We start from the raw sequence: 17272 nt of genomic DNA on the forward strand, positions 1-17272 counted from the left end.
CCGGGTTGGGGTGGTGGGGGATCGGGTGGGGCGGGCACGCCATGATGAGCACAGCGGGAAACCGGCCGTAGCCCGCATCATGGAGGTCGGCCGACGAACGACAGGAGTGAGGTACCGGTGGACCCGCTCGATCGCATCGACGAACTGATCGCCATGGTGGAGCAGGCGCGCTCCGTCCCGATGTCGCGGAACAACTGCATGGTCGACCGGGGCGAGGTGATCGCCGCTCTGGACGAGATGCGTGCGGACCTCCCCGCCGACCTGCGTCGCGCCGCCGCGCTCCTGGAGGAACGCGACAAGATCATGGACGCGGGCAAGCGTGAGGCGGACCGGATCATCAGCGAGGGTGAGGCAGAACACGCCCGCCTCGTGTCGGTGAACGAGATCACCGTGTCGGCCGAGCACGAGGGCGCCCGGATCATCGCCGAGGCCCGTGCCGAGGCGCAGCGCCTGCGTGAGGAGGTCGACGACTACGTCGACACGGCGCTGGCCAACTTCGAGCAGTTCCTCACCCGGGCCCTCGCCTCGATAGAGCGTGGCCGCGACAAGATGCACGCGTTGCGGGAGATCGGCACCTTCGGTGGGGATGAGGCGGAACGCCCGCTACCCTTCTGAGCGGCACCTCACCAGCCGACATTCGCGCCTCAGGCGTCGCCCCCGGTTCGACGGCCGGGCGGTCGCCCAGGTAACCTTTTTTGTCGGCCTCTCACCGGCCGGAGTCTTACTATGCCCAAGCACTCGCCATCGACACTCGACCCCAGGTCGCCGCTGGTCCTCGACACGAGAGACCTGCCGCGCCGCCCTGGTGCGTTGCGTGAGGTCCAGCGGGTCGTGCCGGCACCGGTGGACCTCGGTGTGGAGTTGATCGCCGTACCGGAGGGCGCGGACCTCGACCTCGATCTGAGGTTGCAGTCGGTGTCCGAGGGTGTGCTCGTCTCGGGGACCATCACCGGTCCCGTCCGGGGCGAGTGCGGGCGCTGCCTGCGCGAGATCAACGAATCGATGGCCGTGACGATCCAGGAGCTGTACGCGTACGAGAACAGCACCACGGACGCCACGACCGACGAGGACGAGGTGGGCCGGATGCAGGGCGATCTGATCGACCTGGAGCCGGCGCTGCGGGACGCGTTGGTGCTCACGCTGCCGACCAACCCGCTCTGCCGGGAGGACTGCCCAGGACTGTGCCCCGACTGTGGGGCGCACTGGGACGATCTGCCGGCCGACCACAGTCACCAGCAGATCGACCCGCGTTGGGCGGGCCTGTCGCAAATGACCGTTACAGAGGAGTAAGAACCGTGGCCGTCCCGAAGCGCAAGATGTCGCGCAGCAACACCCGGTCCCGCCGGGCGAACTGGAAGGCGACCGTGGTCGCGACCGTCGCGTGCCCGCAGTGCAAGTCCCCGAAGCTGCCGCACGCCGCCTGCTCCGTCTGCGGCACCTACAACGGCCGCCAGGTTCTCGAGGTCTGACCTGGACGCCGAGTGACGCCCCCGACCCCAGGTCGGGCGGCGCGCGCATCCTGGCATTCGCCCGGTGCCCCGGCTCCCTCCGACGCCCGGCCCACTCCGGCCGGCGTCCCGGTGGAGCCGGGCACCGCGCGGATCGCCGTTGACCTCCTCGGCGGGGACGACGCTCCCGCCGTCGTGGTTGACGGCGCTCTGCGGGCCATGCGCGCCGACCCCGATCTGCACCTGCTGCTCGTCGGCCCGACCGAGGTCGCCGACGCGCTGATCGCTGCGCTCACCCCGGCCGAACGGGCCCGGATCACGGTCCGGCCGGTCCGTGTCGCCGTCGGCATGGCCGACCATCCCAGTGCCGCCCGCTCGGAGAGCACCGTCCGGGCCGCCGTCACCGCCGTCCGCGACGGAACCGCCGACGCCCTCGTCTCCGCCGGCGCCACCGGTGCCACCGTCACCGCCGCCGTACTCGGGCTCGGGCGCTGGTCGGAGATCCGCCAACCCGCCCTGGTCGCCACCCTGCCCGCGGTCGCCGGGCCGGTGGTCCTGCTCGACGTGGGCGGCTCACTGGAACCCCGCCCCGCCACCCTCGCCCGGCACGCCGTGCTCGGCGCCGCGTACGCCGCGGTGGCCCACTCGATCGCCGCGCCGCGGGTCGGCCTGCTCTCGGTGGGCACCGAGGCCGGCAAGGGCGACCGGGTACGCCGGGCCACCGACCCCCTGCTCGCCGTCGAACCGCTGCCCGGCGGGGCGCGCTACGTCGGCCTCGTCGAGGGATACGACGTGGCCGTCGGCGCGCGCGCCGACGTGGTGGTCACCGACGGCTTCACCGGTAACGTGCTGCTCAAGGCGATCGAGGGCGCGTACGCCATGGCCGGCGGCCCACCCGCCGAGGGTGGCGCTCCCCGCGCGGCGGCCCTGCTGGGCGTCGCGGGGACCGTCGTCGTCTGTCACGGCTCCGCCCGGGCCGCCGACGTCGCCTCCGGCATCGCCCTCGCCGCCCACCTGTGGCGGCGGCGTGCCACCGATCTGGTCTCCGCGTTGCTCGACGGCGACGCCGCGACGGACCGCACCGACCGCCCCACCGACACCGAGGTACGCACATCATGAGCAACGACAAGCGGCGGCGGGCGTCCGTCGGTCACCTGGAAGCCGCGTTCGGCGTCAGCCTGGAACCGGACCTGCTGCAACGCGCGCTGACCCACCGTTCGTACGCGTACGAGAACGGCGGCCTGCCGACGAACGAGCGACTGGAGTTCCTCGGCGACTCGGTGCTCGGCGTCGTGATCACCACCGCCCTGTTCCACAACCATCCGGACCTGCCCGAGGGACAGTTGGCGAAGCTCCGGGCGAGCGTGGTCAACATGCGGGCGCTCGCCGACGTGGCCCGTGGGCTCGGCCCGGACGGCCTCGGCGCGTACCTGCTGCTGGGCAAGGGCGAGGAGACCACCGGTGGCCGGGACAAGGCGAGCATCCTCGCCGACACGCTGGAGGCGCTGCTCGGCGCGATCTACCTGCAGTACGGGCTGGACACCGCCGGGATCGTGATCCACCGCCTCTTCGACCCGCTGATGGCCGAGTCGGCCGGCCGGGGCGCCGCCCTGGACTGGAAGACCAGCCTGCAGGAGCTGACCGCCGCGCTCGGCCTCGGCGTGCCCGAGTACCGGATCGAGGGCACCGGACCGGATCACCTCAAGACGTTCACGGCCTGGGTCGTGGTGGCCGGCAACCGGTACGGCGGCGCGGAGGGGCGCAGCAAGAAGGAGGCCGAGCAGCGCGCCGCCGAGGCGGCCTGGCGGATGCTCTCGGACCAGCACGAGCAGGCCGACCAGGACAGCGCGGCCGACCGGGACACCGCAGCCGACGAGCGCGGTGCGGCCGACCGGGGCGACGCGGCCGGGCCGCTGGAGCGCGCCGAGCAGGCGGCCCAGACCGAGGTGGCCGACCACCTGGCGCAGGTCATGCCGGCCGACGTGGCGCAGGAGCAGGGGTCCCGTCGTGCCTGAGTTGCCCGAGGTGGAGACCGTCCGGCAGGGGCTGGCCCAGTGGGTCACCGGCCGACGGATCGACTCGGTCGAGGTCCGGCACCCGCGTGCCGTCCGGCGGCACGTACCCGGTAGCGCGCACTTCGCCGACGTGCTCGCCGGCCGGACGATCCTGGACGTCCGGCGGCGCGGCAAGTACCTGTGGCTCCCGCTGGACAGCGGCGACGCGGTGGTCGGGCACCTCGGCATGTCGGGTCAGTTACTGCTCCAGCCGCCCGGCACTCCCGACGAGACCCACCTGCGGGTCCGGTTCCGGTTCGCCGACGACGGGCCCGAGTTGCGCTTCGTCGACCAGCGCACGTTCGGCGGGCTCGCGGTGAGCGAGGGCGGCGCCGACCTGCCGGCCGAGATCGCGCACATCGCGCGTGACCCGATGGACCCGGAGTTCTCCGACGCGGCGTTCGTCACCGCGCTGCGACGCCGGCGGACCGAGGTGAAGCGGGCCCTGCTCGACCAGACGCTGATCTCCGGGGTGGGCAACATCTACGCCGACGAGGCGCTCTGGCGTGCGCGGTTGCACGGCGCCCGCCCCACCGACGCGCTCACCGGCCCGGCCGCCCAGCGACTGCTCGGCCACGTCCGGGACGTGCTCGCCGAGGCCATCAAGGAGGGCGGCACCAGCTTCGACGCCCTCTACGTCAACGTCAACGGCGAGAGCGGCTACTTCGACCGCGCGCTCAACGCGTACGGCCGCGAGGGCGAGCCGTGCCGGCGCTGCGGTACGCCGATCCGGCGGGAGTCGTTCATGAACCGCTCCTCGTACAGCTGCCCGCGCTGCCAACCCCGCCCTCGGGGTGCCCTTCGGGGATGACCCGGAGTCGGCTCCGGGTCGGTGCCGGCGGGTCGCGGCCGGACGCTCCGGGTAGTTCCCCGGCGTACGCCCGAATCGCGGGTTGATGCCCGCCCGGCGGACCCGCCACCCCCGGTCGGAGGACTCCGGGGCGGACGGGGGCCGTTCCCCGATGTGACCGCCTCGTCACGCCCCTAACGTCAGCACCGTTGACAGGGGGTCGACGTGACAGGGGGGCACTGATGGGCAGCAGACCGGTGACGGTGCGGATGGCGCGCTGGAGCGCCGAGCATCCGTGGCGGGCGATCGCGATGTGGATCGTGTTCGTGGCGGTGTGCTTCGTCGGGGGCAACGCCGCCGGCCTCAGCGAAGCCACCAGCGGTGACCAGGCGATCGGCGAGTCCGGGCGGGCGAGCCTCATCATCGACGGCGGTGCCTTCGACGACCCGGCCGTGGAGAACGTCCTCATCACCGCCCGGGGCGGCACCCTGGACCCGGCCGCGGCGAAGGCGGCGGCCGACGATGCCGCCGCCCGGCTGCGTACGGTCACCGGGGTTGCCGAAGTCGGCCCACCGGTCACCGCGCGGGACGGGTCGGCGCTGTTGCTGCCGATCACGATGTCCGGTGACCCGGAGACGGCGTCCGACCGGGTGCAGCCGTTGCGGGACGCCACCGCCGGCGTGCAGAGCGCGCACCCGCAGCTCCGCGTCGAGCAGGTCGGCGGGCCGTCGATCGGTCAGGCGCTGGACGACACCCTCGGCAAGGACTTCGAGCGGGCCGAACTGCTGAGCCTGCCGGTGACCCTGGCCATTCTGATCATCGCGTTCGGCGCGTTGATCGCGGCCAGCGTGCCGGTGCTGCTGGCGCTCTCGTCGGTCGCCGCGGCGATGGGTCTGTCCACGCTCGCCTCGCACCTGGTTCCGGCCACCGACACCACGTCACCGGTGATCCTGCTAATCGGCATGGCGGTGGGGGTCGACTACTCGCTGTTCTACATCCGCCGAGAGCGGGAGGAACGCGCCAAGGGCCGCTCCGGGCTGGACGCGGTGGAGATCGCCGCGGAGACCTCCGGGCATGCCGTGGTGGTCTCCGGGGTCGCGGTGATCATCGCGATGGCCGGGCTGTTCCTCGCCGGAGACGTCGTCTTCTCGTCGCTGGCCGTGGGCTCGATCCTGGTGGTGGCCGTCGCGGTGACCGGTTCGCTGACCGTACTGCCCGCTCTGCTGGCCCGGCTGGGCCGCTGGGTCGACCGTCCCCGGGTGCCGCTGCTGTGGCGCCTCACCGCGCCGCGCACGGGACGGCACGGCGAGGCGCGTACGCCCCGGCTCTGGCCGACGGTGCTGCGTCCCGCGCTGCGGGCGCCGGTGGCGACGCTCGTCATCTCGGTCGGCCTGCTGCTCGCGTTGGCCGCGCCGGCGCTCGGCATGAAGCTGAAGTTCCCCGGCATGGAGGACCTGCCGCGCACCACGCCGGCCATGCAGGCGTACGACCGGCTCACCGCCGCCTTCCCGAGCACCGGCACCAATCACGTGGTGGCCGTCCGCGCGCCGGCCGACCAGGCCGACCGGGTCGGGGCGGCCCTCACCGACCTGGCCGCCCGCGCCTCCGCCGATCCGCTGTTCGCCCCCACCGAGGCGGACGGCCCGAAGATCAAGGTGTCGGCCGACCGGCGGGTGTCGGTGCTGGACGTCGCCACCCCGTACGCGAGCCGGGACGACCGGTCGGTGCAGTCGTTGGAGAAGCTGCGCGCCGACCTGGTCCCGGCCGAGCTGCGGGGCATCCCCGGCATCGAGTACGCGGTGGGCGGCAGCGTGGCCGACAGCGAGGACTACGCGGCGCACGTCCGCGACAAGCTGCCGCTGGTGATGGGCTTCGTGCTGGTGCTCACGTTCCTCGTCATGACGCTCACCTTCCGCTCGGTCGTGGTGGCGGCCAGCTCGATCGTGCTGAACCTGCTCTCCGCCGGCGCCGCGTACGGGCTGCTGGTGCTGGTCTTCCAGGGTGACTGGGCCGAGGGGCTGCTCGGCTTCACCTCGATGGGAGCGATCGTCTCCTGGCTGCCGCTGTTCCTGTTCGTGGTGCTGTTCGGCCTCTCGATGGACTACCACGTGTTCGTGGTGAGCCGGATCCGCGAGGGGGTACGGGCCGGAATGTCCAACCGGGACGCGGTCTCGTACGGCATCACGTCGTCGGCCGGGGTGGTGACCAGCGCGGCGATCGTGATGGTCGGAGTGTTCTCGATCTTCGCCACGTTGAGCACGATCGACATGAAGCAGCTCGGCATCGGTCTGGCGGCGGCGATCCTGCTGGACGCCACGATCATCCGGGGCGTGGTGCTGCCGGCTCTGATGACCATGCTCGGGGACGCGAACTGGTGGGCGCCGCGGTTCCTGCGCCGCCGTCCGGAGCCCGCTCCCACCGATCCGCCGACGCCCGCCCCGGAGCTGGTGCCCGTCTCCTGAGCAGCCGACCGTGTGCCGGGCCGCGACCAGCGGCCCGGCACGTGTCTTATCGGCGGGCACGGGGGCGCCGGGCGGTCACGGCAGCGGGCAGGGCTCCCGCCAGGCGTCCAACTCCCGGTCCTTGCGGATCGACGCGAAGCCGTAGCCGACCGTGGTGACGCAGAACTCGTCGGTCGTGCCGACGTACTCGACGTGGAAGACCGGTTTGCCGGCGTCCGCGAACGGCAGCAGCTTGGCGCACTGGTCGAGCCGGACGCACTCCTCGTTGACCACGAAGTCGAAGTCCGGTGCCAGGGCCGCGAGCTGCGGCACGTCGTTGACCAGCCCGGGGGAGAGGTCCAGCGAGCGGGCCAGGCGGGCCAGCCGGCGGTTGAACAGCAGTTGGTCGTCGAAGCCCAGGGGGAAACCGCTGCGGTGCCCGTACCCGTCGGCGTCGGCCAGCGCCACCGCGCCGAAGCCCTTGCCCCGGCACAGCCGGAACCGGTCGGCCAGCACCGGCTCCAGCGCGTCCCAGGCCCGTACGTCCAGCCACCGGCTGCCGGATTGTCGACCGGGGGCGCCGAGCACGACGGCGGGCAGTCGGCTGGCGTCCGGGTCGGCCGGGCGCACCGAGCCGACCGCCACCTGGCAGATCAGCCGTCGGTCCCGTGCGCGCAGCTCGGCCGTCTGCGCCGCCGTGGTCGCCACCGGGTCGAGCAGGAAGACGTCCGCCTCCACCGTCTCGTCGAGCGGGCCGTCGAGTTGCCACTGCCACTGCCAGTGGCGGGACTGGGCGGCCGGCCACGGGGTGGGCGCGCCGGGCGGAATCAGCTCGCGTCGGCAGCCGTACGCCGGCAGCACCAGGACGAGCGCGACGGCGGCCGACACGATCCGGCGCAGCGCAGGTGCGGCGCGACGCCGCCGTGGCCGGATCCGCATCGGCAGCTCCCGGGTCCCGGGCGGCCCGTCGCCGCCCCCACCGGCACGCCACCGTCCACCCCGGCGTACCCAACCGGGTCAACGAGCGCGGGGGCGCGGACGACGCGCGTTCAGCGCGGCGCCGCGAAGACCTGCGTCCAGTACGGCCCGTCGCTGCTGGCGATACCGACGCCGATCTCGGTGAACGCGCAGTTCAGGATGTTGGCGCGGTGCCCGGAGCTGTTCATCCAGGCATCCATCACGGCGGCCGGCGTCTTCTGGTTCCACGCCACGTTCTCGCCGTAGGTACGCCACGCGTAGCCGACGCGGTCCAGCCGGACGCCCGTGTCGCTGCCGTCGCTGCCGGTGTGCGTCATCTTGCTGTGGTCGGCCTGGTCCTGGCTGTGCCGCTGCGCGGCGGTCATCAACTTGTCGTCGATGCTCAGCGCCTTGCAGCCGGCCTTGGCCCGCTCGGCGTTGACCAGGTCCACCACCTCGCGGGCCTGATCGCTGACGGTGCCGCCTGCGGTGCTCGGAGCGGTGCTGCGATCGACGCTGCGGCGGGACGTGGCGGTGGTCCGCGACGAGGCCGGGGTGGGCTTGACGACCTTGCTCGGGGACGGGCTCGGCCGTGCCGGACTGGGCGAGCTGGTCGCCGACGGTGGGGCCGGGGCGTCGCTGGTCGCCTGCTCGGTGGGGACCGCGGGAGCGGCGGCGACGGTGTCGTCGACGGCGGTCGGCTCGTCGGCCGTGCCGTCGCCGCCGGGCATCGCGAGCGCGCCGACGCCGATGCTCACCACGAGGGTGGCCGTCGCGGCCGCGCCGCCGATCATGAGCGGGCGACGCCAGTTCCGCGGCGAGCGGTGCCGCCCGGTGCCGGTCCGCCCGTCACCGGCGGCCGCCGTGTTCCGGCCTCCGGTGGTGTACGCGTCGGTCCCGGCGCGCCACCCGTCCGTGACCTCGGTCGGCCGGGTGTCCCCGGTCGGTTCGTCGCCCCGCGCGTGTTCCGGCCAGCTCGTGGTCGGCGCGTCCACGGGGGCGGGTTCCCAGCGGGGGGAGGGCTCGGCGGCGTGCCACTCGTCAGCGGGCTGGTCGGGGTCGTCCCCGAACAGGTACGCCGAGCGGGGCTCCGGGCGGTCGGTCAGCCAGTCCGGCTCGTCGGTCGGCCGCTCGGCGCGCCGGGCGGCGCCGTTCGGGTCCATCGGGTCGGTCCAGCCGTACACGCCTCTGCCTCCACGGGGTCGGTTGTTGGCCCGGGTGACGCTACGACTCGCCCGCGACCTGCGGCAACGTGGCTAAGGAAGAGTTAAGAGGAAGTCGGACGCCAAGGCGGTGACTTCCGGGAATACGGGCGTACAGTAAAGGCGTCCGGACAGAGCGTGTCCGTGCCTTGCGGCAGCCCCCCCGACAAGTGGACAGGTCGACGTGGAGATGATCTACGGCCTGCGAGAACTTGACGAAGGAGGGGTTTGCGGCTCAATATATAGGTGTCGCCAGTCGCGCCCGGTCATGCCCAGATACACCTGGAATGACAGCCGCGTACTTAATGGGCGCGCGCTTGGCCGGCCTTTCCGGCAGCGCATATCAAGGAGTCAGCATGGCGAAGGCCCTCTACGGCCACGTAGGTGCAGCGCCCGACCGGCGTCTGCTCGACGAGGTCACCCGACTGCGTTCCAGGGTTCAGGCACTGGAGTTCGAGATCACGCGTCTGCGTGCCGACAATGATCGGCTCGCGGCGGCTGCGGCGGAAGCGGACGACCTGCTCCGTCTCGCCGAGCCGGCGCTGACCTGATCTTCGGGGTCGGAAAACTGAATCGCAGCACCACCGCAAAAATGCGCGCCGACACCCGTGTGCCGGCGCGCAACGCTGTCCGGCCCCTTTCGCGGCCGACGATTTATGATCTTGTAGCCCGGCCTCGCGTCAAGCGCTCTCGCAGTTATCGCAGAACGTGTCGAACCGCATTCTGATCATGAAAGGTCTTTGCCTTTCCATTGCCGCCGGAACGACAGCGCGTCGTCTCCTCCGCCACGGGCGAGCGCGGGCCGTCGGCACGGCCCGGGGCGGGTCGCGTGCCGGGTGGGTGCCGTCACCGGGTTAGTCTGCGGGTTCACCCAGGTCCCCGCAGCCGGCGACGGTACGGCGGCCACCGGACGAGGATCGAGAAGGTGTATCTCAAGAGCCTGACGGTGAGGGGCTTCAAGTCCTTCGCCTCCGCCACGACGTTGAAGCTGGAGCCCGGGATCACCTGCGTGGTGGGCCCGAACGGCTCCGGTAAGTCGAACGTCGTCGACGCCATCGCCTGGGTGCTCGGCGAACAGGGCGCCAAGGCGTTGCGCGGCGGCAAGATGGAGGATGTCATCTTCGCCGGCACCGCCGGCCGTGCCCCCCTGGGCCGCGCCGAGGTCACCCTCACCATCGACAACACCGACGGCGCGCTGCCGATCGAGTACACCGAGGTCTCCATCACCCGCCGGATGTTCCGCTCGGGCGAGAGCGAGTACGAGATCAACGGCAACACCTGCCGACTGCTCGACATCCAGGAGCTGCTGTCCGACTCGGGCATCGGCCGGGAGATGCACATCATCGTCGGGCAGGGCCGCCTGGACGGCATGCTGCACGCCAAGCCGGAGGACCGCCGCTCGTTCATCGAGGAGGCCGCCGGCGTCCTGAAGCACCGCAAGCGCAAGGAAAAGGCGCTGCGCAAGCTCGACGCGATGCAAACCAACCTGAACCGGCTCACCGACCTCACCGCCGAGCTGCGCCGTCAGCTCAAGCCGCTCGGCCGGCAGGCGGAGGTGGCCCGCCGGGCGGCCGCCATCCAGGCCAACCTGCGCGACGCCCGCCTGCGCCTGCTCGCCGACGACCTGGCCACCCTGCGGACCACGCTCGACCGGGAGATCGCCGACGAGACCGCGCTGCGGGAGCGTCGCGAGCAGATCGAGGGGGAGCACGCCGAGGTGCAGGGCCGGCTCGGCGAGTTGGAGGCCGCCCTCGCCGAGGACGCGCCGCTGCTCGCCGCCGCGCAGGACACCTGGTACAAGCTGTCCGCGCTGCAGGAGCGCTTCCGCTCGATCGAACAGCTCGCCACCGAGCGGCTGCGGCACCTCAGTGCCAGCGGTGACGACGAACGGCCCGGCCGCGACCCCGACCAGTTGGAGGCCGAGGCCGAGCGCGTCCGCGAGCAGGAGGAGGAGCTGCGCGCGGCGCTCACCGACGACCAGATCCGGTTGGCCGAGGCGGTCGAGCACCGCCAGGAGCTGGAACGGCAGCTCGCCGCCGCCGAACGCGAGCTGGTCGCCGCCGCCAAGGCCATCGCCGACCGACGCGAGGGCCTGGCCCGCCTCACCGGCCAGGTCAACTCGGCCCGCGCCCGGACCACCAGCGCCGGTGAGGAGATCGAACGCCTCGCCGTCGCGCACGCCGACGCGCTGGGTCGCGCCGAACAGGCGCAGGCCGACCTGGACGCCGTCGCCGCCCAGTCCACCGAGGCGGACCGGGACAACGCGGACCTGGACGCCCGGCACGCCGAGGCGCTCGCCGTCCAGGAGCGCGCCCAGGCGGCCGTCCGGTCGCTGGCCGACGCCGAGCGGGCCGCGGAGAAGGACGCCGCCACCTGGAAGGCCCGCGAGGAGGCCCTGGCGCTGGGCCTGCGGCGCAAGGACGGCGCCGGTGCGCTGCTCGCCCGCGCCGGTGACGTTCCCGGCCTGCTCGGCAGCCTCGCCGGGCTGCTCACCGTCGCGCCCGGACACGAGGCCGCGTTGGCCGCCGCGCTCGGCGGTCTCGCCGACGCGGTCGCCGTCAGCGGGGTGGACGAGGCCGTCGAGGCGATGCGGCTGCTCAAGATCTCCGACGCCGGGCGCGCCGGTCTGCTGGTCGGCACCCCCGCCGGACCCGGCATGACCGGATCGGCCGACACGCTGCGCCCGAAGCTGCCCGACGGCGCCCGCTGGGCCCCCGACCTGGTCGAGTGCCAGCCCGACATCCGTCCTGCGGTGCACCGGGCGCTGCGTGACGTGGCCCTGGTCGACGATCTCGCGGCGGCGGCCGAACTGGTCGCCGGCAACCCCGAGCTACGGGCCGTCACCCCGGACGGTGACGTGGTCGGGGCGTACGCGGCGGCCGGCGGGTCGGCCAAGGCGCCCAGCTACATCGAGGTGCAGGCGGCCGTCGAGGAGGCCCGCGCCAACCGGCTCACCGCCGAGCGGACCGGCGCGGAGCTGCGGGACCAGCTCGTCGAGGCGCGCGCCGAGGTGACCGCCGCGAAGGAGGCCGTGCAGCACGCCGCCGCCGAGAAGCGGGAGGCGGAGAGCCACCGCAACGCCGCCGCCCGCCGGCTGGCCGAGCTGGGGGCGGCCGCCCGTTCCGCCAAGGCGGAGACTGACCGGCTCGGCGAGTCCCACGCGCGCGCCGAGGCGGCCCGGCAGCGGGACCTCGCCACGCTCGACGAGTTGGAGGAGCGGCTGCGGCTGGCCGAGGAGACCCCGGTCGACGCCGAGCCCTCCACCGAGGAGCGGGACCAGCTCGCCGCCATGGTGCCGCAGGCCCGGCAGAACGAGATGGAGGTCCGGCTCGCGGTGCGTACCGCCGAGGAGCGCGTCTCCTCGATCGCCGGCCGGGCCGACTCGCTCGCCCGGCAGGCCACCGCGGAGCGTGCCGCGCGCGAGCGCGCCGCCGCCCGGCGGGCCGCGCGCGCCCGGGGCGCGGGCATCGCCCGGGCCGTCGCGGGCGGGGCCCGCGCGGCGCTCACCCGGCTTACCACGTCGATCGCGACGGCCGAGCAGCACCGCGACGCCGTGGCGCGCGAACGCGCCGCCCGCGAGGCGGAGCTTCAGGAGGTACGCGGAGCGGCCAAGCGTCTCGGCGCCGAGCTGGAGCGTCTGACCAGCCAGGTGCACCGTGACGAGGTGGCCCGCGCGGAGCAGCGGCTGCGGGTCGAGCAACTCGAGGCGAAGGCCGCCGAGGACTTCGGGCTCGACGTGGAGACCCTCGTCGCCGAGTACGGCCCGAGCCAGCTCGTCCCACCGACCCAGGTCGACGTGGCCGCCGCCGAACGCGACGGTCTGCCGGTGCCCGAGCCGGTGCGCTACGAGCGGCCGGTGCAGGAGAAACGGGCCGCCAAGGCGGAACGCGAACTCGCGCTGCTCGGCAAGGTCAACCCCCTCGCGTTGGAGGAGTTCGCGGCGCTGGAGGAGCGCTTCAAGTTCCTCTCCGAGCAGTTGGAGGACCTCAAGGCCACCCGACGGGACCTGCTCACCGTCGTCAAGGACGTGGACGAGCGGATCCTGGAGGTCTTCGCCAGCGCCTTCGAGGACACCGCGCGCGAGTTTCAGCAGGTGTTCACGGTGCTCTTCCCGGGGGGTGAGGGCCGGCTCATCCTCACCGACCCCGAGGACCTGCTCACCACCGGCGTCGAGGTCGAGGCCCGGCCGCCGGGCAAGAAGATCAAGCGCCTGTCGCTGCTCTCCGGTGGCGAGCGGTCGCTGACCGCGGTGGCCATGTTGGTGGCGATCTTCCGTGCCCGGCCCAGCCCGTTCTACATCATGGACGAGGTGGAGGCGGCCCTGGACGACGTGAACCTGGGCCGGCTGATCACGCTGCTGGCACAGTTGCGGGAGAAGAGTCAGCTGATCGTCATCACGCACCAGAAGCGGACGATGGAGATCGCCGACGCGCTCTACGGGGTGACCATGCGCAGCGGGGTCACCCAGGTGATCAGTCAACGGCTCAACCGGGCCGACGAGGACGACCAGCGGCCCGGCCGCGGCGAGGAGAACGGGTAGTGGCTCGGGAACGGGCGAAGGCGCTCCTGCTGGACTTCGACGGCGTGCTGCGCCGCTGGGATCCGGCGGTGGCCGCCGGTGTCGAGCGGGAGTACGGCCTCTCCGAGGGGGTGCTCACCGAGATCGCCATGCAGTGGGGGAGGCTCCAGCCGGTGCTCACCGGCCAGGTCAGTCACGCCGACTGGGTGAGCAGCGTGGCCGACGCGCTCGCCGAGCCGGCGGGTGGGCCGGACCGGGCCCGCGCGGCCGTCGAGCAGTGGCAGCGCTACCGGGGCGAGGTGGACACCGAGGTGCTGGACTTCGTCCGGGAGGTGCGCGCCGCCGGCATTCCCGTCGGCCTGGGCACCAACGCCACCGACCTGCTCGACGCCGACCTCGCCGCGCTCGGCCTGGTCGGCGAGTTCGACGTGGTGGTCAACTCGTCCACGCTCGGCGTGCACAAGCCCGCTCCGGAGTACTTCCAGGCCGCCTGCCAGGCGCTGTCCACCCCGCCGGCCCGGGTCCTCTTCGTCGACGACGAGGACTGGGCCGTACGGGGCGCCCGGTCCGCCGGGCTGTCGGCGCACCGCTGGGGCGGCCACGCCGACCTGCGCTACCTGCGGGCGGCCCTGGACTACTGAGCGGCGCTCACTCGCCGGTGACGCCGTCGATGCGTTCCCGGATCAGGTCGGCGTGGCCGTTGTGCCGGGCGTACTCCTCGATCATGTGCACGTACACCCAGCGCAGGTTGAAGGTGCGCTTCTTCGCGCCGACCTCGATGAACGTCTCGTCGAGGGAGTGCCCGGCGGCGGCCGCGCGGGCCAGTGCCACCTCCCGGTGGAAGGTGGCGAAGTCCGCCTCGGCGTCGGCGGCGCTCACGTCGTGGTCGGCGTCCGGGTTCTCGGGCGTGAAGTACGGGTAGTCGACCCGCTCGCCGGCGAAGCTCTCCCGGAACCACCACGCCTCCACCTCGGCGAGGTGCCGGACGAGGCCGAGCAGGGTCAGCCCGGACGGCTCGACGCTCGGGGTGCGCAACTGCTCCTCGGTGAGGCCCGCGCACTTGAGCAGCAGTGTCTGCCGGTGGTAGTCGAGCCAGCCGTCGAGCATCGTGCGCTCGTCGCCGACGTACGGTTCGGGGGTCCGGGTGATCTCCGGTGCGGTCCACGTCATGGCGCGCATCCTGCCCGGGACGTGTGACGGTCCGCGACGGGTTATTCAGGGCACCACGACGACGGGCCAGTGCCCCTTGCGGACCAGCCGGGTGGCGACCGAGCCGACCAGCCGGTGACCGGCCTGCTCGGACGCCCCCACCACGACCATGTCGGCCCGGAACTCGTCGGCGGCCGCGCACAGTTCGGCGTACGCGTCGCCGCGTCGGCACAGCAGGGTCACCGGAATGCCCAACTGCTCGGCCCCGCGTCGGCACTCCCGGCGCAGTTCGTCGGCCAGCTCGTCGTGGGTGCGCTGGACCGCGCCGGCGTCCATCCCGGGTACCAGGGAGGTGAGGCCGCTCGCCGAGCTGACGAAGACCACCACGAGCGCGGCGCCCTGTCGGCGGGCCAGCCCTGCGGCGTAGGAGCCGGCCCGCCCGGAGGTACGGGTGCCGTCGACGCCCACCATGATCACCCTCGGGCCGTCGGTGCCGCGCTCGAAGGGAAGCGAGCTGACCCGGGGGCCGTACTCCTCGCGGTCCGGTGCTCCCACGCCCATGGCTCTACCTCACCTCTGCTCGCCGGCCGGGACCGCGCCGGCGCCTACGACAGGATTCGATTCCCGCTCGCCCGCGCCGGAAACCGGGCCGGCGTTGTGCTGGCGCAGCGGCACTTCCTTGATGAAGAGCACGGCGATCAACGCGATCAGCGCGAACGGGGCGGCGGCCAGGAAGATGTCACCGGCGCCGTGGCCGTACGCGGCCTCCACCACCGCCCGCAGCGGACCGGGCAGGGTGTGCACGTCGGGCAGGGTGCCGCCGCTGCCGGAGCTGGACGCCGGGATGCCGAGCTGGGACAGTCCGTCGGCGGTGTAGTCCTTGACCTTGTGGGCGAGGACCGCGCCGAGGGCGGAGACGCCGATCGCGCCGCCCAGGCTGCGGAAGAACGCCACCACCGAGCTGGCCGCGCCGAGCTCGTGCGTGCCGACGGTGTTCTGCACGGCGAGGACGAGGTTCTGCATGGTGAGGCCGAGGCCGACGCCGACCAGCAGCATGTAGACGCTGAGCAGGGCGTAGCTGGTGTCCGCGCGCAGGGTGCCCATGAGCGCGAAGCCGACGGTGAGCAGCGCCGAACCGGTTACCAGGAACCGCTTCCAGCGGCCGGTCTTCGTGATGATCCGTCCGCCCACGGTCGAGGCGACCAGCAGGCCGAGGATCATCGGCAGGGTCATCAGGCCGGCCATCGTCGGGGACTCGCCCCGGCTGATCTGGAAGTACTGGCCGAGGAAGATCGACGCGCCGAACAGGCCCACGCCCACCGCGACGCTGGCGACGACGGCGAGGGTGATCGTCCGGTTGCGGAACAGCCGCGGCGGGATCATCGGCTCGGCGGCCCGGGTCTCCACCCGGATGGCGAGCGCGCCGAGGAGCAGGGCGCCGAGGACCATGGCGACGGTCTGCCAGGACGCCCAGGCGAACTGGTCGCCGGCCAGGGACACCCAGATCAGCAGCACCGAGACCGCCGCCGTGATCAGGGTGGCGCCCCACCAGTCGATCTGCGCCCGGCGCTTGACCACCGGCAGGTGCAGGGTCTTCTGGAGCACGACCAGCGCGGCGATGGCGAACGGCACGCCGACGTAGAAGCACCAGCGCCAGCCGAGCCACGAGGTGTCGACGATCACGCCGCCGATCAGCGGTCCGCCGATGGTGCCGACGGCCATCACGGCGCCCAGGTAGCCGCTGTAGCGGCCCCGCTCGCGCGGCGCGATGATCGTCGCCAGGATCACCTGGGCCAGGGCGGTGAGGCCACCGGCGCCGACGCCCTGGAGCACCCGGCACGCGATCAGCTCGCTGGTGCCCTGCGCCAGGCCGGCCAGCACCGAGCCCAGGACGTAGATGCCCAGGGCGAGTTGGACCAGTGTCTTCTTACTGGTCAGATCGGCCATTTTGCCCCAAATTGGGGTGGTCGCGGTGGTCGCGAGCAGCGCCGAGGTGACCACCCAGGTATAGGCGGACTGCCCGCCGTGCAGCTCCGTGATGATCCGCGGCAGCGCGTTCGAGACGACCGTGGAGGAGAGGATTGCGACGAACATGCCCAGCAGGAGTCCGGAGAGGGCCTCCAGGATCTGCCGGTGGGTCATGTCGACGGCGGGCGCTCGGGACGCTGTCGCCTGGCTCATCGTGTGGTGCCTCCAGCCCGTACGTATTGGTTGCCTCAAGCAACAACTTGCCCGGGGGTGGCGACATTCCCCGCCTCGGGGGGTCATCTCCAGGAATCGTTGAAGCGGCCGAGGAGCCGCGCGAACTCCTCGACGTCCCGGGTCGGCCAGTCGTCGAGCGCGCGGAGGAATTCGCCCAACCGGGCGGACCGGGCGACGTCGAACCGTCGCTGCCCCTCCTCGGTGAGGCTGATCTGCGCCGCCCGCCGGTCACTCGGGTCCGGCTCGCGGTGCACCAGGCCGAGCGCCTCCAGCCCGTTGATCTGCCGGCTGAGCGTTCCCTTGCCCACGCCGAGCCGCGCCGCCAGCTCGGTCAGCCGGATCGACCCGCTGCGCCGCAACCAGAGCAGCAGCCCGTAGGTGTTCGGTTCGAGGGTCGGGTGCACCTCGCGGGCGATCTCCCAGGAGACCGCCCGCCCGCGACGCAGCAGCGCGGTCAGCTCGTGCTCGACGGCCCGGATCGGCTCCGGCTGATGCTCGCTCACGGCCTAG

The 17272-nt window shown here is 72.8% G+C and carries 16 protein-coding genes; 10 read left to right on the top strand and 6 right to left on the bottom strand.

Annotated features, from left to right (window positions below):
- Positions 1-117 precede the first annotated feature (117 nt).
- The 7 genes from ABZ272_RS20560 to ABZ272_RS20590 all read left to right on the top strand — a co-directional run bounded on the left by ABZ272_RS20560 (position 118) and on the right by ABZ272_RS20590 (position 6754).
- The gene (locus tag ABZ272_RS20560; RefSeq protein WP_355051547.1) at positions 118-615 is read left to right on the top strand and encodes a hypothetical protein; all 498 of its coding nucleotides are present in this window, start codon (positions 118-120) and stop codon (positions 613-615) included.
- Between the two features lie 111 nt (positions 616-726).
- A complete protein-coding gene (locus ABZ272_RS20565) occupies positions 727-1290 on the top strand; it encodes a YceD family protein (protein WP_355051548.1) in 564 nt (187 codons plus the stop codon).
- A 5-nt stretch (positions 1291-1295) separates the two neighbouring features.
- A complete protein-coding gene (rpmF, locus tag ABZ272_RS20570; RefSeq protein WP_030335284.1) occupies positions 1296-1469 on the top strand; it encodes a 50S ribosomal protein L32 in 174 nt (57 codons plus the stop codon).
- Between the two features lie 111 nt (positions 1470-1580).
- Positions 1581-2567, top strand: a complete 987-nt coding sequence (locus ABZ272_RS20575; RefSeq protein WP_355051549.1) for a phosphate acyltransferase PlsX — start codon at positions 1581-1583, stop codon at positions 2565-2567.
- Positions 2564-3463 (top strand): ribonuclease III, encoded by a 900-nt coding sequence (gene rnc / locus ABZ272_RS20580; RefSeq protein WP_355051550.1) that lies wholly within the window; start codon positions 2564-2566, stop codon positions 3461-3463. Before ABZ272_RS20575 ends, rnc begins: the two co-directional genes overlap by 4 nt.
- A complete protein-coding gene (gene mutM / locus ABZ272_RS20585; RefSeq protein WP_355051551.1) occupies positions 3456-4313 on the top strand; it encodes a bifunctional DNA-formamidopyrimidine glycosylase/DNA-(apurinic or apyrimidinic site) lyase in 858 nt (285 codons plus the stop codon). The genes rnc and mutM overlap by 8 nt, the downstream gene beginning before the upstream one ends.
- Before the next feature lie 221 nt (positions 4314-4534).
- Positions 4535-6754, top strand: coding sequence for an MMPL family transporter (locus ABZ272_RS20590; RefSeq protein WP_355051552.1), 2220 nt, complete (start codon positions 4535-4537; stop codon positions 6752-6754).
- A 75-nt stretch (positions 6755-6829) separates the two neighbouring features.
- Here ABZ272_RS20590 and ABZ272_RS20595 read toward each other — a convergent pair whose 3' ends face one another.
- Positions 6830-7672 (bottom strand): endo alpha-1,4 polygalactosaminidase, encoded by an 843-nt coding sequence (locus ABZ272_RS20595; protein ID WP_355051553.1) that lies wholly within the window; start codon positions 7670-7672, stop codon positions 6830-6832.
- Between the two features lie 110 nt (positions 7673-7782).
- Positions 7783-8874, bottom strand: coding sequence for a CAP domain-containing protein (locus tag ABZ272_RS20600; RefSeq protein WP_355051554.1), 1092 nt, complete (start codon positions 8872-8874; stop codon positions 7783-7785).
- Positions 8875-9248: 374 nt separating this feature from the next.
- Between ABZ272_RS20600 and ABZ272_RS20605 the strand changes: the two genes are divergently transcribed.
- The 3 genes from ABZ272_RS20605 (at position 9249) to ABZ272_RS20615 (ending at position 14052) form a co-directional block, all read left to right on the top strand.
- Positions 9249-9443 (top strand): hypothetical protein, encoded by a 195-nt coding sequence (locus ABZ272_RS20605; protein WP_030487463.1) that lies wholly within the window; start codon positions 9249-9251, stop codon positions 9441-9443.
- Between the two features lie 374 nt (positions 9444-9817).
- Positions 9818-13432 (top strand): chromosome segregation protein SMC, encoded by a 3615-nt coding sequence (gene smc, locus ABZ272_RS20610; RefSeq protein WP_355051555.1) that lies wholly within the window; start codon positions 9818-9820, stop codon positions 13430-13432.
- Positions 13432-14052, top strand: coding sequence for an HAD-IA family hydrolase (locus tag ABZ272_RS20615; protein WP_355051556.1), 621 nt, complete (start codon positions 13432-13434; stop codon positions 14050-14052). Before smc ends, ABZ272_RS20615 begins: the two co-directional genes overlap by 1 nt.
- Before the next feature lie 7 nt (positions 14053-14059).
- Here the strand turns inward: ABZ272_RS20615 and ABZ272_RS20620 are convergent, their stop codons facing one another.
- The 4 genes from ABZ272_RS20620 to ABZ272_RS20635 all read right to left on the bottom strand — a co-directional run bounded on the left by ABZ272_RS20620 (position 14060) and on the right by ABZ272_RS20635 (position 17265).
- Positions 14060-14581, bottom strand: coding sequence for a DinB family protein (locus tag ABZ272_RS20620; protein WP_355051557.1), 522 nt, complete (start codon positions 14579-14581; stop codon positions 14060-14062).
- A 45-nt stretch (positions 14582-14626) separates the two neighbouring features.
- Positions 14627-15121, bottom strand: coding sequence for a universal stress protein (locus tag ABZ272_RS20625; protein ID WP_355051558.1), 495 nt, complete (start codon positions 15119-15121; stop codon positions 14627-14629).
- Between the two features lie 9 nt (positions 15122-15130).
- Positions 15131-16741, bottom strand: coding sequence for an MDR family MFS transporter (locus ABZ272_RS20630; RefSeq protein ID WP_355051559.1), 1611 nt, complete (start codon positions 16739-16741; stop codon positions 15131-15133).
- 83 nt (positions 16742-16824) lie between these two features.
- Entirely contained in the window at positions 16825-17265 is a 441-nt protein-coding gene (locus tag ABZ272_RS20635) for a MarR family transcriptional regulator (protein ID WP_355051560.1), read from the bottom strand.
- Positions 17266-17272: the final 7 nt, after the last annotated feature.

Source organism: Micromonospora sp. NPDC005979, assembly GCF_040614415.1.
Classification (GTDB): domain Bacteria; phylum Actinomycetota; class Actinomycetes; order Mycobacteriales; family Micromonosporaceae; genus Micromonospora.